This window comes from Pseudomonas sp. GW822-FHT03F04 (assembly GCF_058801405.1).
The window spans coordinates 64638-81253 of the sequence record NZ_JBXANF010000016.1; the positions used below are offsets into that span (position 1 = coordinate 64638).

General features: G+C 58.4%; 19 protein-coding genes. 12 read left to right on the forward strand and 7 right to left on the reverse strand.

Annotated elements, in window-relative coordinates:
- Window positions 1-118: 118 nt before the first annotated feature.
- The 3 genes from AC1RMX_RS28615 to AC1RMX_RS28625 all read left to right on the forward strand — a co-directional run bounded on the left by AC1RMX_RS28615 (window position 119) and on the right by AC1RMX_RS28625 (window position 1194).
- Window positions 119-469, forward strand: coding sequence for a hypothetical protein (locus tag AC1RMX_RS28615; protein ID WP_096822348.1), 351 nt, complete (start codon window positions 119-121; stop codon window positions 467-469).
- A gap of 245 nt (window positions 470-714) precedes the next feature.
- Window positions 715-909, forward strand: coding sequence for a hypothetical protein (locus tag AC1RMX_RS28620; RefSeq protein ID WP_085712486.1), 195 nt, complete (start codon window positions 715-717; stop codon window positions 907-909).
- A 102-nt stretch (window positions 910-1011) separates the two neighbouring features.
- Window positions 1012-1194 carry a hypothetical protein gene (locus AC1RMX_RS28625; protein ID WP_096822349.1) on the forward strand — a complete coding sequence of 61 codons (183 nt, stop codon included), beginning with the start codon at window positions 1012-1014 and terminating at the stop codon, window positions 1192-1194.
- Here the strand turns inward: AC1RMX_RS28625 and AC1RMX_RS28630 are convergent.
- A complete protein-coding gene (locus tag AC1RMX_RS28630) occupies window positions 1191-2252 on the reverse strand; it encodes an AI-2E family transporter (RefSeq protein ID WP_493073798.1) in 1062 nt (353 codons plus the stop codon). The two genes, AC1RMX_RS28625 and AC1RMX_RS28630, sit on opposite strands and share 4 nt — an antisense overlap.
- Before the next feature lie 112 nt (window positions 2253-2364).
- Here AC1RMX_RS28630 and AC1RMX_RS28635 point away from each other — a divergent pair, with 112 nt between their 5' ends.
- The 4 genes from AC1RMX_RS28635 (at window position 2365) to trhP (ending at window position 6163) form a co-directional block, all read left to right on the forward strand.
- Entirely contained in the window at window positions 2365-3156 is a 792-nt protein-coding gene (locus tag AC1RMX_RS28635) for an RHS repeat domain-containing protein (protein WP_493073799.1), read from the forward strand.
- Window positions 3153-3761 carry an ankyrin repeat domain-containing protein gene (locus AC1RMX_RS28640; protein ID WP_493073801.1) on the forward strand — a complete coding sequence of 203 codons (609 nt, stop codon included), beginning with the start codon at window positions 3153-3155 and terminating at the stop codon, window positions 3759-3761. Before AC1RMX_RS28635 ends, AC1RMX_RS28640 begins: the two co-directional genes overlap by 4 nt.
- Window positions 3762-4238: 477 nt before the next feature.
- Window positions 4239-4769, forward strand: a complete 531-nt coding sequence (locus AC1RMX_RS28645; RefSeq protein WP_493073802.1) for a hypothetical protein — start codon at window positions 4239-4241, stop codon at window positions 4767-4769.
- A gap of 65 nt (window positions 4770-4834) precedes the next feature.
- A complete protein-coding gene (gene trhP, locus AC1RMX_RS28650; protein WP_493073803.1) occupies window positions 4835-6163 on the forward strand; it encodes a prephenate-dependent tRNA uridine(34) hydroxylase TrhP in 1329 nt (442 codons plus the stop codon).
- A 6-nt stretch (window positions 6164-6169) separates the two neighbouring features.
- Here the strand turns inward: trhP and AC1RMX_RS28655 are convergent, their stop codons facing one another.
- Window positions 6170-7033, reverse strand: a complete 864-nt coding sequence (locus AC1RMX_RS28655) for a LysR family transcriptional regulator (protein ID WP_493073804.1) — start codon at window positions 7031-7033, stop codon at window positions 6170-6172.
- Between the two features lie 102 nt (window positions 7034-7135).
- Here AC1RMX_RS28655 and AC1RMX_RS28660 point away from each other — a divergent pair, with 102 nt between their 5' ends.
- Window positions 7136-8029 (forward strand): DMT family transporter, encoded by an 894-nt coding sequence (locus AC1RMX_RS28660; protein WP_096822356.1) that lies wholly within the window; start codon window positions 7136-7138, stop codon window positions 8027-8029.
- Window positions 8030-8041: 12 nt separating this feature from the next.
- Here the strand turns inward: AC1RMX_RS28660 and AC1RMX_RS28665 are convergent, their stop codons facing one another.
- Window positions 8042-8758 carry a FadR/GntR family transcriptional regulator gene (locus AC1RMX_RS28665; RefSeq protein ID WP_096822357.1) on the reverse strand — a complete coding sequence of 239 codons (717 nt, stop codon included), beginning with the start codon at window positions 8756-8758 and terminating at the stop codon, window positions 8042-8044.
- Between the two features lie 365 nt (window positions 8759-9123).
- Between AC1RMX_RS28665 and AC1RMX_RS28670 the strand changes: the two genes are divergently transcribed.
- Together AC1RMX_RS28670 and gudD are read left to right on the forward strand one after the other, a co-directional pair.
- The gene (locus AC1RMX_RS28670) at window positions 9124-10470 is read left to right on the forward strand and encodes an MFS transporter (RefSeq protein ID WP_096822358.1); all 1347 of its coding nucleotides are present in this window, start codon (window positions 9124-9126) and stop codon (window positions 10468-10470) included.
- A gap of 14 nt (window positions 10471-10484) precedes the next feature.
- Window positions 10485-11828, forward strand: a complete 1344-nt coding sequence (gene gudD / locus AC1RMX_RS28675) for a glucarate dehydratase (RefSeq protein WP_493073806.1) — start codon at window positions 10485-10487, stop codon at window positions 11826-11828.
- Here the strand turns inward: gudD and AC1RMX_RS28680 are convergent.
- Window positions 11825-12700: a LysR family transcriptional regulator gene (locus AC1RMX_RS28680; RefSeq protein WP_493073807.1), complete on the reverse strand. Its 876-nt coding sequence runs from the start codon at window positions 12698-12700 to the stop codon at window positions 11825-11827. The two genes, gudD and AC1RMX_RS28680, sit on opposite strands and share 4 nt — an antisense overlap.
- Window positions 12701-12860: 160 nt before the next feature.
- On the opposite strand from AC1RMX_RS28680, the gene ampC reads away from it, so the two are divergent.
- Window positions 12861-14027, forward strand: coding sequence for a class C beta-lactamase (ampC, locus tag AC1RMX_RS28685; protein ID WP_493073808.1), 1167 nt, complete (start codon window positions 12861-12863; stop codon window positions 14025-14027).
- A 71-nt stretch (window positions 14028-14098) separates the two neighbouring features.
- Here the strand turns inward: ampC and AC1RMX_RS28690 are convergent, their stop codons facing one another.
- Window positions 14099-14662: a DUF4174 domain-containing protein gene (locus tag AC1RMX_RS28690; RefSeq protein ID WP_096822362.1), complete on the reverse strand. Its 564-nt coding sequence runs from the start codon at window positions 14660-14662 to the stop codon at window positions 14099-14101.
- A gap of 209 nt (window positions 14663-14871) precedes the next feature.
- Here AC1RMX_RS28690 and AC1RMX_RS28695 point away from each other — a divergent pair, with 209 nt between their 5' ends.
- Window positions 14872-15336: a GNAT family N-acetyltransferase gene (locus AC1RMX_RS28695; protein WP_096822363.1), complete on the forward strand. Its 465-nt coding sequence runs from the start codon at window positions 14872-14874 to the stop codon at window positions 15334-15336.
- Here the strand turns inward: AC1RMX_RS28695 and AC1RMX_RS28700 are convergent.
- Window positions 15326-15655 carry a hypothetical protein gene (locus AC1RMX_RS28700; RefSeq protein ID WP_102621703.1) on the reverse strand — a complete coding sequence of 110 codons (330 nt, stop codon included), beginning with the start codon at window positions 15653-15655 and terminating at the stop codon, window positions 15326-15328. The genes AC1RMX_RS28695 and AC1RMX_RS28700 overlap by 11 nt on opposite strands.
- Window positions 15656-15668: 13 nt before the next feature.
- A complete protein-coding gene (locus AC1RMX_RS28705; RefSeq protein WP_011335062.1) occupies window positions 15669-16454 on the reverse strand; it encodes a sulfite exporter TauE/SafE family protein in 786 nt (261 codons plus the stop codon).
- Window positions 16455-16616: the final 162 nt, after the last annotated feature.

Sequence of the window (16616 nt, forward strand, 5' to 3'; positions counted from 1 at the left end):
ACAAAATTTACCCAGCCGCCGTGCTGTTTTTCCAAATGTTGCTGTCTTAGAAGTATCCCCGCGCCATCCCGAGCCTGTTGCAGGCCTCGACGCCGGGTCGAAGAACCGAGGATTTATCATGATTCGTAAACTCCCCATCGTGGCCTTGTTGATCGGTGCATGCGCTATCACAGGTCAGGCAGAAGCCCATGGCGGTGGCTGGCAGGGCCCGGCGGTATTTGGTGCGATCGTCGGCTCGGCCATCATCGGCTCGGCGCTCATCAACCAGGATCGTCCGGTGTATGTTCAACAGCCTGTTTACGCTCAACCGGCACCGGTGTACGTGCAACAACCGCCACCACCGGTCTACTACCAGCCGGCCCCGGTTTACGTACAGCAACCGGTCTACGTGCAACCAGCGCCGGTGTATTACGGCCCTCCGCACGGCTATTACGGTCGTCCGCACTACTACGGCGGCCCGCGCTGGTAGCCAAAACACAAAGCCCCGCTGTTTAGCGGGGCTTTTTCTTGCCCTGGATAAAGGGCACCGTCTGTCGGACAAAGTCTGAAAAAATCTCGCCAAGGTCGCTGTGGGGACAGTTTGAACCGTTAAAGTCGGCATGATGGACTCGACCGTCGGGGGCAAAACACAAAACGGTCATCTATTTGTCATGACGGAACCGCAATCTGAATCCGTCCGCATACAACAGGTTGATAACAACAAGGACGACTTGAATGCCTACACAGAATCCGCACCGCATCGTCGGTTTATGCACCTCGAGCAAGGTGTACAACGCACTGACCGAGCTCAAGCACCTGGAAGGCCATCGCACGGCGAAGTTTGTGTCGCTGCTGGCGGAAAACCTGGTGCGCAAGGGCTTGCTCAATGAGCACGAGATCGTGCACATGCTCGATCAAGTGGTGGATTGAGCCAGTCCTCACTGGCATCAATGTCCACTATCGAAAGCGTTGATTGTCCCTGAAACGGACGAGTCCTTAAGGTAGCTCCATAGATTGATGGAGGTACTTCTCATGGCTCAGGTTCAAATCATGTCCGTTATCGGCAGCGCGGTTCCCGCATCGCTCAGAGAAATGGGACTGCTCGCCTGCTGGTATCTGGTGCGCGACGGCGAGCCGGTCAGCGGCCCGCTCACTTCACTGCCAGCCGCCCAGGCATTGTCGCAACGGCTGATCAACGGTCCGTTCAAGGCTTAAGGCAGCTGCACCTTCGGCCTGGTTTCGATGAACAGCGCCCAACTCGACATGAACAATGCAGCGATCAAAGGCCCGATCACGAAACCATTGAGGCCGAACACGGCCATCCCGCCCAGCGTCGAAATCAAAATCATATAGTCGGGCATGCGGGTGTCCTTGCCGACCAGCACCGGACGCAGCACGTTGTCCACCAGGCCGATCACGAATATCCCGAACAACCCCAGCACCACGCCCTGCCAGATCATCCCGCTGAGCAGGAAATAAACCGCCACCGGCGCCCAGACAATCCCCGCACCCACCGCTGGCAACAGCGATAGAAACGCCATCAACACCGCCCAGAGCAACGCGCTGGGAATATCGAGAAACCAGAAAATCGCCCCGCCCAATGCGCCCTGAGTAATGGCCACCAGCAGGTTGCCTTTGACCGTGGCGCGCACCACCCGGTTGAACTTCAGTTGCAGCCGACGCTTGTGATGCTCCTCCAGCGGCACCGCCGTGCGCACTTTACGCGCCAGTTCGGCGCCATCGCGCAGAAAGAAGAACAGCAAGTACAACATGATGAAAAAACTCACCACGAAATCGAACGTGCCCTGGCCGAAACTGAACGCCTGGGTCGCCAGCACCTGACTGCCCTGCATCGCAGCCTTGACGATTTTCTCGCGCAAGGCATTGAGTTCACCCACGCCAAAACGGTCGAGCAGGTGCTGAAAGTACGGCGGCAGGCTGTGCTTGAACTGCGCCAGATACGCGCCGATGTCGAGCTTGCCGCTTTCGATGTTGTCGTAGAGCACCGCCCCTTCCTGCACCAGCAAGACGCTGATGACGATCACCGGCAGGATCGCGATCACCAGGCAGACACTCAGGGTGCACAGTGACGTCAGGTTGCGTTGCCAGCCGAATTTCTGCTGCAACCGGCGCTGCATCGGCGCAAACAGAATGCCGAGGATCACCGCCCAGAACACCGCGCCGTAGAACGGCAGCAGGATCCAGATGAAGGCGATGGTCACCAGAAACAGCAGCACGGTGAGGGATTTGAATTGCAGACTCTTTTGGTTCATGTCCGGTCCATGTCAGTCAGGCGCCACGCGCACCCGCCCAACTTAGTCAGCCCATGCCCGCGCGAGTGCCATCTTTGTTCATGGAGCATAGATCCAGATCGATCAGGTCTCGATGGGGGCACAGGCACTGCGGCATCAACCGATTCACCTGAGTGGTCAACCCGACTACAGCGACAGCTACAGCCTCGATGACGACCCTTTGTGGAATCACAAACCGGCCGCTCTACCCTTCGAGATGCTGGCCTGGTATCAATGTGATCACCTTGGCACTCCGCAGGAACTGACCGACCAGCAAGGCAATACCGCGTGGAATGCGCAATACAAAGCGTGGGGTGAAATACGCGAACAGCGCTCGACGTCAGCACAACAGCAAGGACTGACGAACCCGATCAGGTTCCAGGGTCAGTACCACGATCATGAGACGGGGCTGCATTACAACCGGCACCGCTACTATGATCCGGGGGTTGGGCGGTTTATTTCGAAGGATCCTATTGGATTCGTAGGTGGCATCAACCTATATCAATATGCTCCTAACCCGGTAGGGTGGGTTGATCCGTCAGGACTAACGCCCAAGAAGGCCGCCTGCTATGCGAAGCTAGCAAAAATACAGACAAAATCAGAACTTCTTCACAACGAGTTCCGTAAATATGATCCAGACGAAGATGCCAAAGGTGGTCATACTCATAAACATGGGATTACTGTACCCGGAGGACATTACAAGGAAATTCGAGATCTCCAGAGAGGGGTAAAGAACTCATTGAAAGACTATTCAGATAATGAATGCAGTTGCCAATGCCTTGGCATCAAGGCAAAGCCAATCATTGATAAAGCTGAAGGCCTTGCAAATAGACACGTTGAAACTCCACCAGGAGTTGCATACATTCCTGTAGGTAGCAATCGATGATCGATGATGAACTTTTAGTGGATCTGTATGAAGCCGGCGAATTGTTCGCTCACGGTGATAAGAGCGGGATGGAGCGTTTACTGCCGCATATAAAAAATGGCGAGCTGTATGACGACATACCCTTATTGTTCTATGTGGCTGACAACACTGAAACACTGGACTTCCTTGAGGAAAACGGAGTCAATTTCTTACAAAAAAGTTGTTTGGGAGGGGGAAATCTTCTTCATCGAACCTCATCGGAAAGTGATGACCATGTATTCGAATGGGTGTTGAGCTGGTATAAAAACAAAAACATTATTGACACCCCTGACGACAACGGAATTACAGTGCTTTCGTCACTTTTGAAAATCGGCCCGATTGAACGTGCAAAACGATTGATTGACAGTGGGGCGAGTATTTATTCTGTCGCAGATAACGGCCTGACCCCGGCACGACAAGCGGTTTACCACATAGGAGAAGAGAAACATGCTATTGAAGGTCTTGAGACGCTTCGGATGCATGGATTAACTTTGAGTGAAGATGAATCACAATATCTGGTGAACATGGCGAAGCGTATAAACCGACCAAACCTTGCAAAATGGATTGAGACACACTTGAGAAGTTAAAGTAAACACGCAGTTAAACCGCAAGAAAGACGGGTATATTTTGCGTCTTTAATTTTTTCCAATCAGCTAGACGGCCGGGGTTGAATTCATACTCTATCATCGAGGCTTACAACTATTTCTCCGGCCGAAAGTACATAACTGAAGAAAAAATGGTGGGGCGCATGAAAACGACGATCTGGAACCGACGTTTTTGATTTACTGCCTGCCGATGAAGACGCTTTGGTTAGAATTGCCGTTGCAGCCAACCAAAAGACTTCACACGAGACCTTGACAAGGTTATGTTACGACATTGACGAACGTGTACACGATGTCGCCGTGTATAACATAAAGCATAGAAAATGGCCGAAACAGATGAATAACTACACCTCTGACCTCCAACAAGATCTTAACAAACCCACTCACACCTGCATGAACATCGGCATTTTATAACAACAACTCGCCACTTGATAAACCTGCCATGCTCTTATTTACAAACTGATGAACGTTTTGCAGAGAATAAAGACTGCACTCCATGCAGCGACCGGTAAAGGAGCACGCAAGCTCATTGCAGCGCAAGCCGACATTTATGAGAACATCACTCTGGCCCATGAATACTTTTCGGATGAATGCCTGGATTTCATCATCCACCTACTCTCTGCGCAAGATTTGTTCAACAAACCTGGAATGCATATATTCATAGTCAAAATACACACCGACATGGATATTATTTCAGACACCCAGAAAACAGCGCTTCTGCATACGATATCTACAAACTATCATCAGTACACTGAAACTGATCTATGTTGGCACCTGGGTGATCTAATAGCCCGATGCTACAACCCCTTCCTGGCCATTAATTTCTTTCAGAATCAATTCGCCTCCGCAACGCTTCAGGGGAAAGAGGGCATTGCACTCGGACTGGACATCATCGCCAGACAATCGAAAAGAGACCCGGGCATCATGAAAAGCATTGATCGAATCATGTGCCAGAGCGACCTGCGCTATTCCCTCCCCGTTCATAAAACATAGACCCAGATCAACAAACCCTCGCCGCACCTCGTTTACCCTCCCGCGCTTTTGCGACCGACACCGCCATGACGCCCTCCTTCACCCCGGAACTGCTCGCCCCCGCCGGCACCCTGAAAAACATGCGCTACGCCTTCGCCTACGGCGCCGATGCGGTCTACGCCGGCCAGCCGCGCTACAGCCTGCGGGTGCGCAACAACGAGTTCGACCACGCCAACCTCGCCCTCGGGATTCGCGAAGCCCAGGCCCAGGGCAAGCGTTTCTATGTGGTGGTCAACATCGCGCCGCACAACGCCAAACTCAAGACCTTCCTCAAGGATCTGGCCCCGGTGATCGAGATGGCGCCGGACGCTCTGATCATGTCCGACCCCGGCCTGATCATGCTGGTGCGCCGGCACTTTCCGCAGATGCCGATTCACTTGTCGGTGCAGGCCAACACGGTGAACTGGGCGAGTGTCGAGTTCTGGCAGCAACAGGGGCTGAGCCGGATCATCCTGTCGCGGGAGCTGTCGCTGGAAGAGATCGGCGAAATCCGCGAACAGGTGCCGGCCATGGAGCTGGAAGTGTTCGTCCACGGCGCACTGTGCATGGCCTACTCCGGCCGCTGCCTGCTCTCGGGCTACATGAACAAGCGTGACGCCAATCAGGGCACCTGCACCAACGCCTGCCGCTGGAAATATTCGGCGCAGGAAGCCAGCGAAAACCAGCTCGGCGAGATCGTGCAGACCTTCGAACCGCAACCGACCCTCGGCCTCGGCGCCCCCACCGATCAGGTGTTCCTGTTGCAGGAAGCCAATCGCCCCGGCGAACTGATGCCGGCATTCGAAGACGAGCACGGCACCTACATCATGAACGCCAAAGACCTGCGAGCCGTGCAGCACGTCGAGCGCCTGACCCGCATGGGCGTGCACTCACTGAAGATCGAAGGCCGGACCAAATCGCACTTCTATTGCGCACGCACCACCCAGGTCTATCGCCGCGCCATCGACGATGCAGTCGCCGGCCGCGAATTCGACCGCAGCCTGATGACCGACCTGGAATCCCTCGCCCAGCGCGGCTACACCGAAGGTTTCCTGCGCCGTCATGTGCATGACGAATATCAGAACTACCAGAACGGCAGCTCGGTGTCGGAACGTCAGCAGTTTGTAGGTGAACTGACCGGCGAACGCCGGGAGCGGTTAGCCGAGGTGAAAGTGAAGAACCGCTTTGCACTGGGCGATCATCTGGAACTGATGACACCCAAGGGCAACTTCCATTTTGATCTGCATGAATTGCAGAGCCTCAAGGGCGACGCCATCGACGTGGCACCGGGGGATGGGCACACGGTGTACCTGCCGATTCCGGATGCCGTGGATTTGCGCTTCGGCTTGTTGATGCGCGACGTGACCGGAGCCTGATCCAGCTCAGACAAACTCCTCGCGCAACATCGCCACAAACGCCTCACGCGCCGGGTGCACCCCGGCGTTTTCATGCCAGTAGAACAAGTTGTCGATGGCCGTCAGTTCCGGGAATTCGTAACCCGCACACCCTGCGCCTTTGGCGTATTGCTCGAACACACCCTTGGGCACCAGCGCCACGCCAGCGCCAGCACTCACGCAACCGACAATCGCCCCGTAACTGGCCAGGCTGACAATCGGCAACGCCAGGCCCTGACGCAACAGCCAGTGCTCCAGCGCGGCGCGATACGGACAGCCTTGCGGCCACATGAACACGGTCTTGTCCTGCAAATCATCGAGGTCGCGCACCGGCCCGAATGAGGTCGATGCGATCAGCAGCAATTCTTCGCGATACATCGGGGTGCGTTTGAGCTGGGAGCGCTCGACATCCACCGCGACGATGGCGCCGTCCAGACGATGGCTGGCGGTATCGTCGAGCAGCTGCCCCCAGGTGCCGGTGGTCAACTCCAGTGCCACGTTCGGAAAGCGTTTGTGAAATTTCGCCAGCAGACGCGGCAGTCGCCCGGTTGCCGAAGATTCAATGGCGCCGATGCGCAGCGGCCCCGAAGGCTCGGCGGCAGGATCGACCGCCCTTTTGGCTTCAGCTGTCAGCGCCAGAATCTTCTCTGCATAAACGAGAAAGGTCTGCCCGGCAGGACTGATCCGCAGCCCGCGCCCTTCGCGCAGAAACAACGCCACCCCCAGTTCCGCTTCCAGGGATTTGATCCGCGCCGTGATATTCGACGGCACGCAAAACAGCTTTTCAGCCGCTTTGGCGATGCTGCCGACCTCGGCCACGGTCTTGAACATGCGGATCTGCGCCAGCTCCATAACTCGTCACTCATAGTGAATGGTTGACGCAGTATAAGTCAGTTGTGGCGAATAATTGGCCGCCCGGATACTCGACGCATCAACCCTCTTGGTGCCTCGCTCATGCCTTCCACTTCGCCTTTGAAAATCCTGTTGGCCATGGCCTTCGTCGTCGGCTGCTGGGCTTATTCGCCGACCGGCATTCACATCGGCCTGCAAGCCTACGACCCCGGTCATCTGGCGTTGCTGCGGTTTCTGCTGGCGTCGTTGTTCATGGCGGTGATTGCGGGTTTCAAGGGTATTCACCTGCCGCGCCTGCAGGATTTGCCGCTGTTGTCTGCCTTGGGCTTTTTTGCCGTCAGCCTGCATCACGTCGTGCTGAACATCGGCCAGCAAAGCGTCAGCGCCGGCGCGTCGAGTGTGCTGGCGCAATCGACGCCGCTGTTCAGCACGCTGCTGGCGCGGTTTCTGTTCAAGGATCGGGTCAGCGTCTGGCGTTGGGGTTGTGTGTTGCTGGGATTCGTCGGCGTGGTGATTGTGGTCAGCGGCGATCGCGGCCTTGGCAGCATCGACGCCCACGGTTTGCTGATCCTGCTGGCGGCGGTGTCGTGGAGCGTTTACTTCGCCCTGCAAAAACACCACGCCCGGCGCTACGACGGGCTCACGCTGGTTTGCTACACGGTGTGGTCCGGCACGCTGTTGCTGTTGATCTACTTGCCGGGGCTGGCCGACAGCGTGGCCCGTGCACCGTTGCGGGTGCAATGGGCGGTGCTCGGTCTGGGTGTGTTTCCCAGCGCCCTCGCCTATCTGGCGTGGGCGTTCGTGCTCAAGCATGTCGATCTGAGCCGGGCGACGATGACGCTGTATCTGATTCCGCCGACCGCGATGGGTATTGCCTCGGTGGGATTGGGTGAGCGACCGACGCTGTTGGTGCTGGTGGGATCGGCGGTGGTGTTGATCAGCGTGCTGGCGTTGAATCTGGAGCGGCCTGCGGCGGTGCGGGCCATTGAGACTTGAGTTGCGACACCGTTATGCGCCGCCCGCCGAAAACCGGTCGCGACTGTTGGTCAGGTGCAGCCACATTGCAGCACGCGCCGCGTCCGGATCCTGACGCTTGATCGCGTTGAGGATCGCCTCATGCTCAAGATTCGCCAGTTGCCCGAGCTTGCTCAAATCCACCGCCCCGCGCTCGGCCGCATTGACCCGGGTACGCGGGATCATCGCACTGCCCAGGTGCTGCATGATCTCGGTGAAGCAGACATTGCCGGTGGCTTCGGCAATCAGCAGGTGAAAGCGCCGGTCGGCCTCGACGCAACTATCGTTGTTGGCCAGTAGACGCTGATAGTCGTCCAGCGCCTGACGCATCTGCACCAGTTGCTGTTCGGTGCGGCGCTGCGCGGCCAGTGCCGCCGCTTGCGTCTCCAGTCCCATGCGCAATTCGAGAATGCTGCGCACCCCCAGCGCGGTGTCGACATTCAGCCGCAGCCCCTGCTCCGGTGCGCGCTCGATCACGAACGTGCCGATGCCGTGCCGCGTCTCCACCAGCCCCGACGCCTGCAACTTGGAAATCGCCTCGCGCACCACGGTGCGGCTGACGCCGTGTTCCTGAACGATCGAGTTTTCCGAAGGCAACTTGTCACCGGGCAACATCTGGCCGAGCAGGATGCTCTGGGTGAGTTTTTCCACCAGATCATGGGCCAGGTTGTGCGCGCGTTTACGGGCGGGAGCGTCGAGGTCTTCTTGCATGGTCGGTTCCGGTGATCGGGGCAAACCGATCGTAGCACTGCGGGGGATGACTTGTATGAGCTCCTATGATTTCAGGCCCTCAACTTGTATGACAACAATCGATTTTAGCTAGAAAAATTTCCATTTCGCCGGGCAATCAGCCAACGATCACTGGGACAGAACGCTGTATCACGCTTGATGAAATCTCTCTAAGCCCCAACAAATACGGCACATAAAATCTGAAAAAGCATAAAAAACGCTCCCCGTAGACAAATTTGATTGAGCACTCCCGCTTGTAGGACAAAAAAATCTAGTTGTATGATGTCTATCAACAACGCAGCATCCAGCCACACCCCGCATAAAAATAACGAGTGGGAGAAAACCAAGTGAAATCATCCATTGCCGGGATGAACGAGGGCGCCGATTCGGTGCTGTCCTCCGCCATTGCCAAAGTCAAACGCCACGTCCTGCCTCTGTTCGTGATCATGTTCATCGTCAATTACATTGACCGGGTGAACATCGGCTTCGTCCGCACTCACATGGAACATGACCTCGGTATCGGCGCCGCTGCCTATGGCTTCGGTGCGGGCCTGTTCTTCATCGGTTACGCGCTGTTCGAAGTCCCCTCAAACATGCTGCTGCAAAAGGTCGGCGCGCGAATCTGGCTGACCCGCATCATGTTCACCTGGGGTCTGGTGGCCGCCGGCATGGCGTTCATCCAGAACGAAACCCACTTCTACATCCTGCGATTTCTGCTCGGCGTGGCCGAGGCCGGGTTCTTTCCCGGGGTGATCTACTACTTCACTCGTTGGTTACCGGGGGCCGAGCGCGGCAAGGCGATTGCGATTTTCCTCAGCGGTTCGGCCGTCGCCTCGCTGATTTCCGGCCCGTTGTCCGGCCTGCTGTTGCAGATCGAAGGACTCGGCCTGCACGGCTGGCAATGGATGTATTTCATTGAAGGCATGTTCTCGGTCGGCCTGTGCGTATTCGTCTGGTTCTGGCTCGACGCCAAACCCCACGACGCGAAATGGCTGACCCGCGCCGAGCAGGACGCACTGGTCAAAGCCATCGACGATGAACAGAAGGCACGCGAAGCCGCGACCCCGATCAAGCCGTCGCTGAGCAAATTGCTCAAGGATCGCCAGATCATCCTGTTCTGCCTGATCTACTTCTTCATTCAACTGACGATCTACGCCGCGACGTTCTGGCTGCCGAGCATCATCAAGAAGATGGGCGAGATGAGCGACTTCCAGGTCGGCCTGTTCAACTCGATTCCATGGCTGCTGTCGATCATTGGCATGTATGCGTTCGCCTCGTTCTCGGCGAAGTGGAAACACCAGCAGGCGTGGGTAGCCACGGCGCTGTTGATCGCCGCCGCGGGGATGTTCATGTCCACCACTGGCGGGCCGATCTTCGCCTTCGTCGCGATCTGCTTTGCCGCACTGGGTTTCAAATCCGCGTCGTCGCTGTTCTGGCCGATCCCGCAGGCCTATCTCGATGCGCGGATCGCCGCTGCCGTGATCGCGCTGATCAACTCGGTGGGCAACCTCGGCGGCTTCGTCGCCCCGACCACTTTCGGCCTGCTGGAACAACACACCGGTTCGATCCAGGGCGGCCTCTATGGCCTGGCCGCGACCTCGATCATCGCCGCGATCATCGTGTTCGCCGCCCGCATGACACCCAAATCCGCACCTGACGTCGCCGTGGCCGATGCCGCGCCGAAACACGCTTGAAAGGACAACGCCAAATGACCGCACACGACATCGCCAAAGCCCCGATCATCACCGAGATGCAAGTCATCCCGGTGGCCGGCCACGACGGCATGCTGCTCAACCTGAGCGGCGCCCACGGGCCGTTTTTCACCCGCAACATCGTCATCCTCAAGGACAACGCCGGCCACACCGGCGTCGGTGAAGTGCCCGGCGGCGAACGCATTCGCCAGACCCTCGAAGACGCCCGCAGCCTGGTGGTCGGCAGCCCGATCGGTACTTATCAGAAGATCCTCAACCAGGTGCGCCAGACCTTCGCCGACCGCGATGCCGGCGGCCGCGGCCTGCAAACCTTCGACCTGCGTATCACCATTCACGCGGTCACCGGGCTGGAAGCCGCCCTGCTCGACCTGCTCGGCCAGCACCTCGACGTGCCGGTGGCGGCATTGCTCGGCGAAGGCCAGCAGCGTGATGAAGTGAAGATGCTTGGCTACCTGTTCTACGTGGGGGATCGCCGGGAAACCGACCTCGCCTACCGCAGCGAACCGGACGCCGACAACGACTGGTTCCGCGTGCGTCACGAGAAAGCCATGACTGCCGACGCGGTGGTGCGTCTGGCGGAGGCGGCCCATGCGCGTTACGGCTTCAAGGACTTCAAGCTCAAGGGTGGCGTGCTCAGCGGCGACGCCGAAATCGAAGCGGTGACCGCACTGGCCGAACGCTTCCCCGACGCACGCATCACTCTTGATCCGAACGGCGCGTGGTCATTGAAAGAAGCCATCCGTTTGTGCCGTGACCAGCATCATGTGCTGGCCTATGCCGAAGATCCGTGCGGTGCGGAAAACGGTTATTCGGGCCGTGAAGTGATGGCCGAATTCCGCCGCGCCACCGGCCTGAAAACCGCCACCAACATGATCGCCACCGACTGGCGCGAAATGGGTCACGCGATTCAGTTGCAGTCAGTCGATATCCCGCTGGCCGACCCGCATTTCTGGACCATGCAGGGTTCGGTGCGGGTGGCGCAGATGTGTCATGAATGGGGCCTGACCTGGGGCTCGCACTCCAACAACCACTTCGACATTTCCCTGGCGATGTTCACCCACGTCGCGGCCGCCGCGCCGGGCGACATCACCGCCATCGACACCCACTGGATCTGGCAGGACGGCCAGCGCCTGACCAAGGCGCCGCTGCAAATCGTCGACGGCTGCGTGCAGGTGCCGAAGAAGCCGGGGCTGGGCGTGGAACTGGACATGGATCAGGTGGCCAAGGCCCACGAACGCTATAAAGGCATGGGGCTGGGTGCGCGGGATGACAGCGTGGCGATGCAATTTCTGATTCCGGGCTGGACGTTCGATAACAAGAAGCCGTGCCTGGTGCGTTAAACCTGCGCAGCCTCCAGCAACCAGTGCTTGAATGCCGCCATCGCCGACGTCTCCGGCCGTGACTGCAACCGCGTCAGCCAATAGCTGCCGGTGGTGATTTCGATGGCAAAGGGTTGGCGGATCAGGTCCGCCGCCAGTTGCCGGGCAAACATCAACGGCGGCGCCAACGCCACTCCGCCACCCTGCAACGCCGCTTCCATCATCGCCAGCGACGAGTCGAACACGATGCTCTGGGGCGGCGCGGCATGGGTCGCCAGACCGGCTGCATGAAACCATTCCGGCCACTCATCGGTGCGATAGGAACGCAGCAAACGCTGCTGCAGAAGATCCCCCGGCGTGTGCATTTGCCGGGCGATTTCCGGCACGCAAAGCACCGACAACGGCGCCTCCAGCAAACGGGTCGCCTCGATACCGTGCCACGCCCCCGCGCCAAACCGGATCGCGTAATCCAGCCCTTCAGCGGCGACGTCCACCCGATTGTTGTTGGTCGACAGTCGCAAATCTATGAGCGGATGTTTCGCCTGGAAGTCCGCCAGCCTCGGCAACAACCAGCCCACGGCGAAAGTGCCCACCGCGCCGACCGTCAGCATTTCCCGATATTGCCCACCTGCCAGACGCTCGAGCATCTGCGCGATATGATCGAACGACGTGGTCAGCACCGGCAGCAAAGTTTCGCCCTCGCCGGTCAGCATCAGCCCACGGGGCAGGCGTTTGAAGAGGATCACGCCGAGTTGCGCCTCCAGGCTTTTGACCTGATGGCTGACCGCGGCTTGAGTCACGCACAGCTCAACGGCAGCGCGAGTGAAGCTCAAATGACGAGCAGAAGCTTCAAAGGCGCGTAATGCATTCAAGGGCAATTGAGGTCGAATCATGCCAAGTCCCAAATTTTTCTAATGGCTCATCCGAGTTTTCATCGTTTGTCGAAAGACACCGGACTGCCTAGATTTGGCGGCGCCGATCAGCCGGCCCGACGGAAAACGCTCGCAGTGTAGCGGGATAACACCATCAACACTCATGGAGAGTGGTTCAAGCATGTTTTCGATCAACCTGAACAAACTCAAGTCCCTGTGCGCTTTCGGACTTTTCTTCAGCGCCGCCACCTGCCTGGCCGCCCCGCAAACCGACGATCAGTTGCAGGCGCTGGTCAAGGCCACCGTGACACCGGTCATGCAGCAACAGGACATCGCGGGTCTGGCTGTAGCCGTGACCGTCGATGGCAAGGCGCATTACTTTAACTACGGTGTTGCCGACAAAAGCACCGGGCAAGCGGTAAGTGAAAACACCCTGTTCGAAATCGGTTCTGTAAGCAAAACCTTCACCGCAACCCTCGGCGCCTACGCCCAGGCCAGCGGCAAACTGGCGTTTTCCGACAAGGCCAGCCAGCACTGGCCCGAGCTGAAAGGCAGCGCGTTCGACCGTATCAGCCTGCTGCAACTGGGCACCTACAGCGCCGGTGGCCTGCCACTGCAATTCCCGGACGCCGCGGACTCTTCCGACAAGATGCTCGGCTATTACCAACAGTGGAAACCGACCTTTCCGGCCGGCAGCCATCGCCTGTATTCCAACCCGAGCATCGGCCTGTTCGGTTATCTGGCCGCAAAAAGCCTCGGCCAGCCGTTCGATCAGATCATGACCGAAACCCTGCTGCCGAAACTCGGGCTCAAGCACACCTTCCTGTCGGTGCCCGCGTCTGAAGAGAAGCTCTACGCCCAGGGCTATGACAAGAACAACCAACCGGTGCGAGTCAGCCCCGGCGCACTGGATTCCGAAGCCTACGGCGTGAAAACCAGCGCTGCGGACCTGCTGCAATTCGTCGAAGCCAACCTCGACACCGCCAAACTCGAAACACCGCTGCAAAAAGCCATCGCCCTCACCCACACCGGCTACTACACCGTCGGCGACATGACCCAGGGCCTGGGCTGGGAACGCTACGCCTACCCGATCAGCCTCGAGCGCCTGCTGGACGGCAACTCCACGCCGATGGCGATGGAAGCGCACAAGGTCAAATGGCTCAACCCGCCACAGCCGGAACCGGCGAACGTGCTGCTCAACAAGACCGGCGCCACCGGTGGCTTCGGTGCGTATGTCGCGTTCGTGCCGTCGAAGAAAGTCGGGATCGTGATTCTGGCGAACCGTAATTATCCGAATGGAGAGCGGGTGAAGATTGCGCACAAGATTCTGGGTGAGTTGACCCGGTAATCACGCCATAAAAAATGGGCGACCTGAGAAGGTCGCCCATTTTTGTTTCAGCTCATTCCACGATCACGCCATCAGTCATCCGGCATTTCCGCAGGTTTGGCCGGCTTCGCGGGTTTCGCCGGTTTGCCGCCCTTCGTCCCTTTGGTCGGTGCCGCTTCAGCAGCCACCGGTGGTGGAGGCGGCGCGGCAAGCTCTTTCTCGGCGGCTGGCAGTGCATCGATGGTGTCGAAGACTTTTTTCAAATCGACTGACTTGGCCTCATCACCCGAAACGGCAAGCTTGGTCTCGCCGTCCTTGCCCACCAGAAAAATTTTCGGATAAGCCCCGGCACCCAGCTTCAACGAGCGCAACAGCCCCATGGTGTCCTGCTGGCCGAGGTCCTTGCCGTCGAGTTGGCCGAACATGTTGAGGATGGTGTAGACCTTGAGCTTTCGGTCGGCGATGCCTTGCTTGTTGGCCGGATCTTCCAGCGACTTTTTCAGGCCGACCCAGACGGGGTCGACCGTGCTGCTGGCGATCACGATCAAGGGACGGTAGTTGCCTTTGTCGACGTCCAGCGGGGAATCGTTGTCGCCGGCGAACAGGGGGCCGGCAATCGCCAGCAAGAGTGTCAGGGTCAATGACCTGATGAGCATGCGCATCTCCTTTTGATATCCACGCTCTAATGATTGCGCATCGTGGCGATTGTTCCGGGGTTACCCGGCAAATATGTTTCGCCTTGTTCAAAGCGTAGGTCAGCAACGATTTTGCGCAACCGGATGCGCTCGATCATGTCGCGCATTTGATTACCTTTCATGACCGCATTAGGGTGGTTGTTCTGCTGATGAAACGGAGTTCAAGCCCCATGCACATCGACTACCTGTGCGATCACCCCGAACTGATTGAAGAACTGGCCGAGCTCAACTTCAAGGAATGGGGCCAGTACAACCCCGAAGACACCCTCGCCGCCCGCACCGAACGCATGCGCGCCGCCTGCGGCAAAGGCGCGATTCCCAGCGTGGTGGTGGCGCTCGAAGACGGCCGGTTGCTCGGCGGTGCGCTGCTGATCGACAGTGACATGGACGCCCGTCCGCAACTGACGCCGTGGCTGGCCGGGGTCTACGTGAAGGCCGAACAACGCGGACGTGGCATCGCTTCGCAGCTGGTCAACCGCATCGTCGAGGAAGCCGCTGCGCTGGGCCTGCCGCAGTTGTACCTGTACACCGATGCGGCGCAGTCGCTGTATGCGCGACTGGGTTGGGAGGTGGTGGAAGAGATGGAGTATGACAGCTTGCCGGTGACGGTGATGAAACGTTCTATCAGCCAGTGATCGCTTGGCTCAGCGCCGCTTCCAGCCCGGATGAATCGACACATCGGCCGTCAAGCCGAAGCATTCCATCATCGAGGTTGACGCTCAGGGACACCGCAGGTTTGTCACCCGGATACCTGCGCAGCAACAGTTTGATGCCGTTGTCGCTTTCCTCGCTGGTGGAGATCAGATCCCACTGGCTGTCGCTCAAGTCCAGCAGCGTCTGTTGGCGCTGCTGATCGACGACCAGTGGCGCGTAGAGCCAGTGGCTCATGCGCATTTCCCGGGGCTCGACCGTGATGGCGAGGCGGCCATTGCAATGGAATGTGGTTTCGCTCATGGCTGCCTGCCGATCAGAAGGCCAGTTTGTAGCCGATCAGCACCAGCATCGTCGCCAGGCACGGGCGCAGCAGTTCATCGGAGACGCGACCGGTCAGGTGGCTGCCGAGCCAGATGCCCGGCAGCGACCCCACCAGCAGAAAGCCCAGCACCCCCCAATCCATATTGCCCATGCTCGCGTGGCCGAGGCCCGCGACCAGGGTCAGCGGTACGGCGTGGGCGATTTCGGTGCCGACCAGACGGCGGGTCGGCAGCAGCGGATAGAGGATGAACAGTGCGACGGTGCCGAGGGCGCCGGCGCCGATGGAAGTCAGGGCGACCATGGTGCCGAGGATCAGACCGGTGATCACGGTCATGACATTCAGGCGCGCACCGCTGGGGTTGTAGTTGCCGCCGGCACGTTTGTGGGCGAACTCCAGCAGGCGTTTCTTGAACAGAATCGCCAGCGCCGTGGCGAACAGCACAAAACCCAACGCCTGCTTGATGATGGCGTTCATCGCGTCCGGAGCGGTGTGCAGGGTGCTGAGAAACCACAAGGTCATCGCCACCGCCGGGACACTGCCCAGGGTCAGCCAGCCGGTGATGGCCCAGTCGATGTTCTTGTTCTTCCTGTGCACCAGCACGCCGCTGGATTTGGTGATGGCGGCGTACAGCAGATCCGTGCCCACCGCCGTGGCCGGATTGATGCCGAACCACAGCAGGATCGGCGTCATCAACGAACCGCCGCCGACACCGGTCATGCCGACGATGAACCCCACGACCAGCCCGGCAATCACCAGGCCGAAATTTGCCAATTCCATTAAGACGTCCAGACGAACCACAGGAAAATCCGGCCCGCAGCATAACCAGTTTTCTTATAACGCCCTATATCGATCGGATCTATCGTTATTCTTTTTCATTCATCAACTTTTCATGGGCAACGGCAACAGATCAGGCAACCGATGGACCATGGATCGTCCTGA

Coding starts and splice junctions, on each gene's coding strand:
- AC1RMX_RS28615 (WP_096822348.1), top strand. CDS start 119: ATGATTCGTAAACTCCCCATCGTGGCCTTGTTGATCGGTGCATGCGCT.
- AC1RMX_RS28620 (WP_085712486.1), top strand. CDS start 715: ATGCCTACACAGAATCCGCACCGCATCGTCGGTTTATGCACCTCGAGC.
- AC1RMX_RS28625 (WP_096822349.1), top strand. CDS start 1,012: ATGGCTCAGGTTCAAATCATGTCCGTTATCGGCAGCGCGGTTCCCGCA.
- AC1RMX_RS28630 (WP_493073798.1), bottom strand. CDS start 2,252: ATGAACCAAAAGAGTCTGCAATTCAAATCCCTCACCGTGCTGCTGTTT.
- AC1RMX_RS28635 (WP_493073799.1), top strand. CDS start 2,365: ATGGGGGCACAGGCACTGCGGCATCAACCGATTCACCTGAGTGGTCAA.
- AC1RMX_RS28640 (WP_493073801.1), top strand. CDS start 3,153: ATGATCGATGATGAACTTTTAGTGGATCTGTATGAAGCCGGCGAATTG.
- AC1RMX_RS28645 (WP_493073802.1), top strand. CDS start 4,239: ATGAACGTTTTGCAGAGAATAAAGACTGCACTCCATGCAGCGACCGGT.
- trhP (WP_493073803.1), top strand. CDS start 4,835: ATGACGCCCTCCTTCACCCCGGAACTGCTCGCCCCCGCCGGCACCCTG.
- AC1RMX_RS28655 (WP_493073804.1), bottom strand. CDS start 7,033: ATGGAGCTGGCGCAGATCCGCATGTTCAAGACCGTGGCCGAGGTCGGC.
- AC1RMX_RS28660 (WP_096822356.1), top strand. CDS start 7,136: ATGCCTTCCACTTCGCCTTTGAAAATCCTGTTGGCCATGGCCTTCGTC.
- AC1RMX_RS28665 (WP_096822357.1), bottom strand. CDS start 8,758: ATGCAAGAAGACCTCGACGCTCCCGCCCGTAAACGCGCGCACAACCTG.
- gudD (WP_493073806.1), top strand. CDS start 10,485: ATGACCGCACACGACATCGCCAAAGCCCCGATCATCACCGAGATGCAA.
- AC1RMX_RS28680 (WP_493073807.1), bottom strand. CDS start 12,700: ATGATTCGACCTCAATTGCCCTTGAATGCATTACGCGCCTTTGAAGCT.
- ampC (WP_493073808.1), top strand. CDS start 12,861: ATGTTTTCGATCAACCTGAACAAACTCAAGTCCCTGTGCGCTTTCGGA.
- AC1RMX_RS28690 (WP_096822362.1), bottom strand. CDS start 14,662: ATGCTCATCAGGTCATTGACCCTGACACTCTTGCTGGCGATTGCCGGC.
- AC1RMX_RS28695 (WP_096822363.1), top strand. CDS start 14,872: ATGCACATCGACTACCTGTGCGATCACCCCGAACTGATTGAAGAACTG.
- AC1RMX_RS28700 (WP_102621703.1), bottom strand. CDS start 15,655: ATGAGCGAAACCACATTCCATTGCAATGGCCGCCTCGCCATCACGGTC.
- AC1RMX_RS28705 (WP_011335062.1), bottom strand. CDS start 16,454: ATGGAATTGGCAAATTTCGGCCTGGTGATTGCCGGGCTGGTCGTGGGG.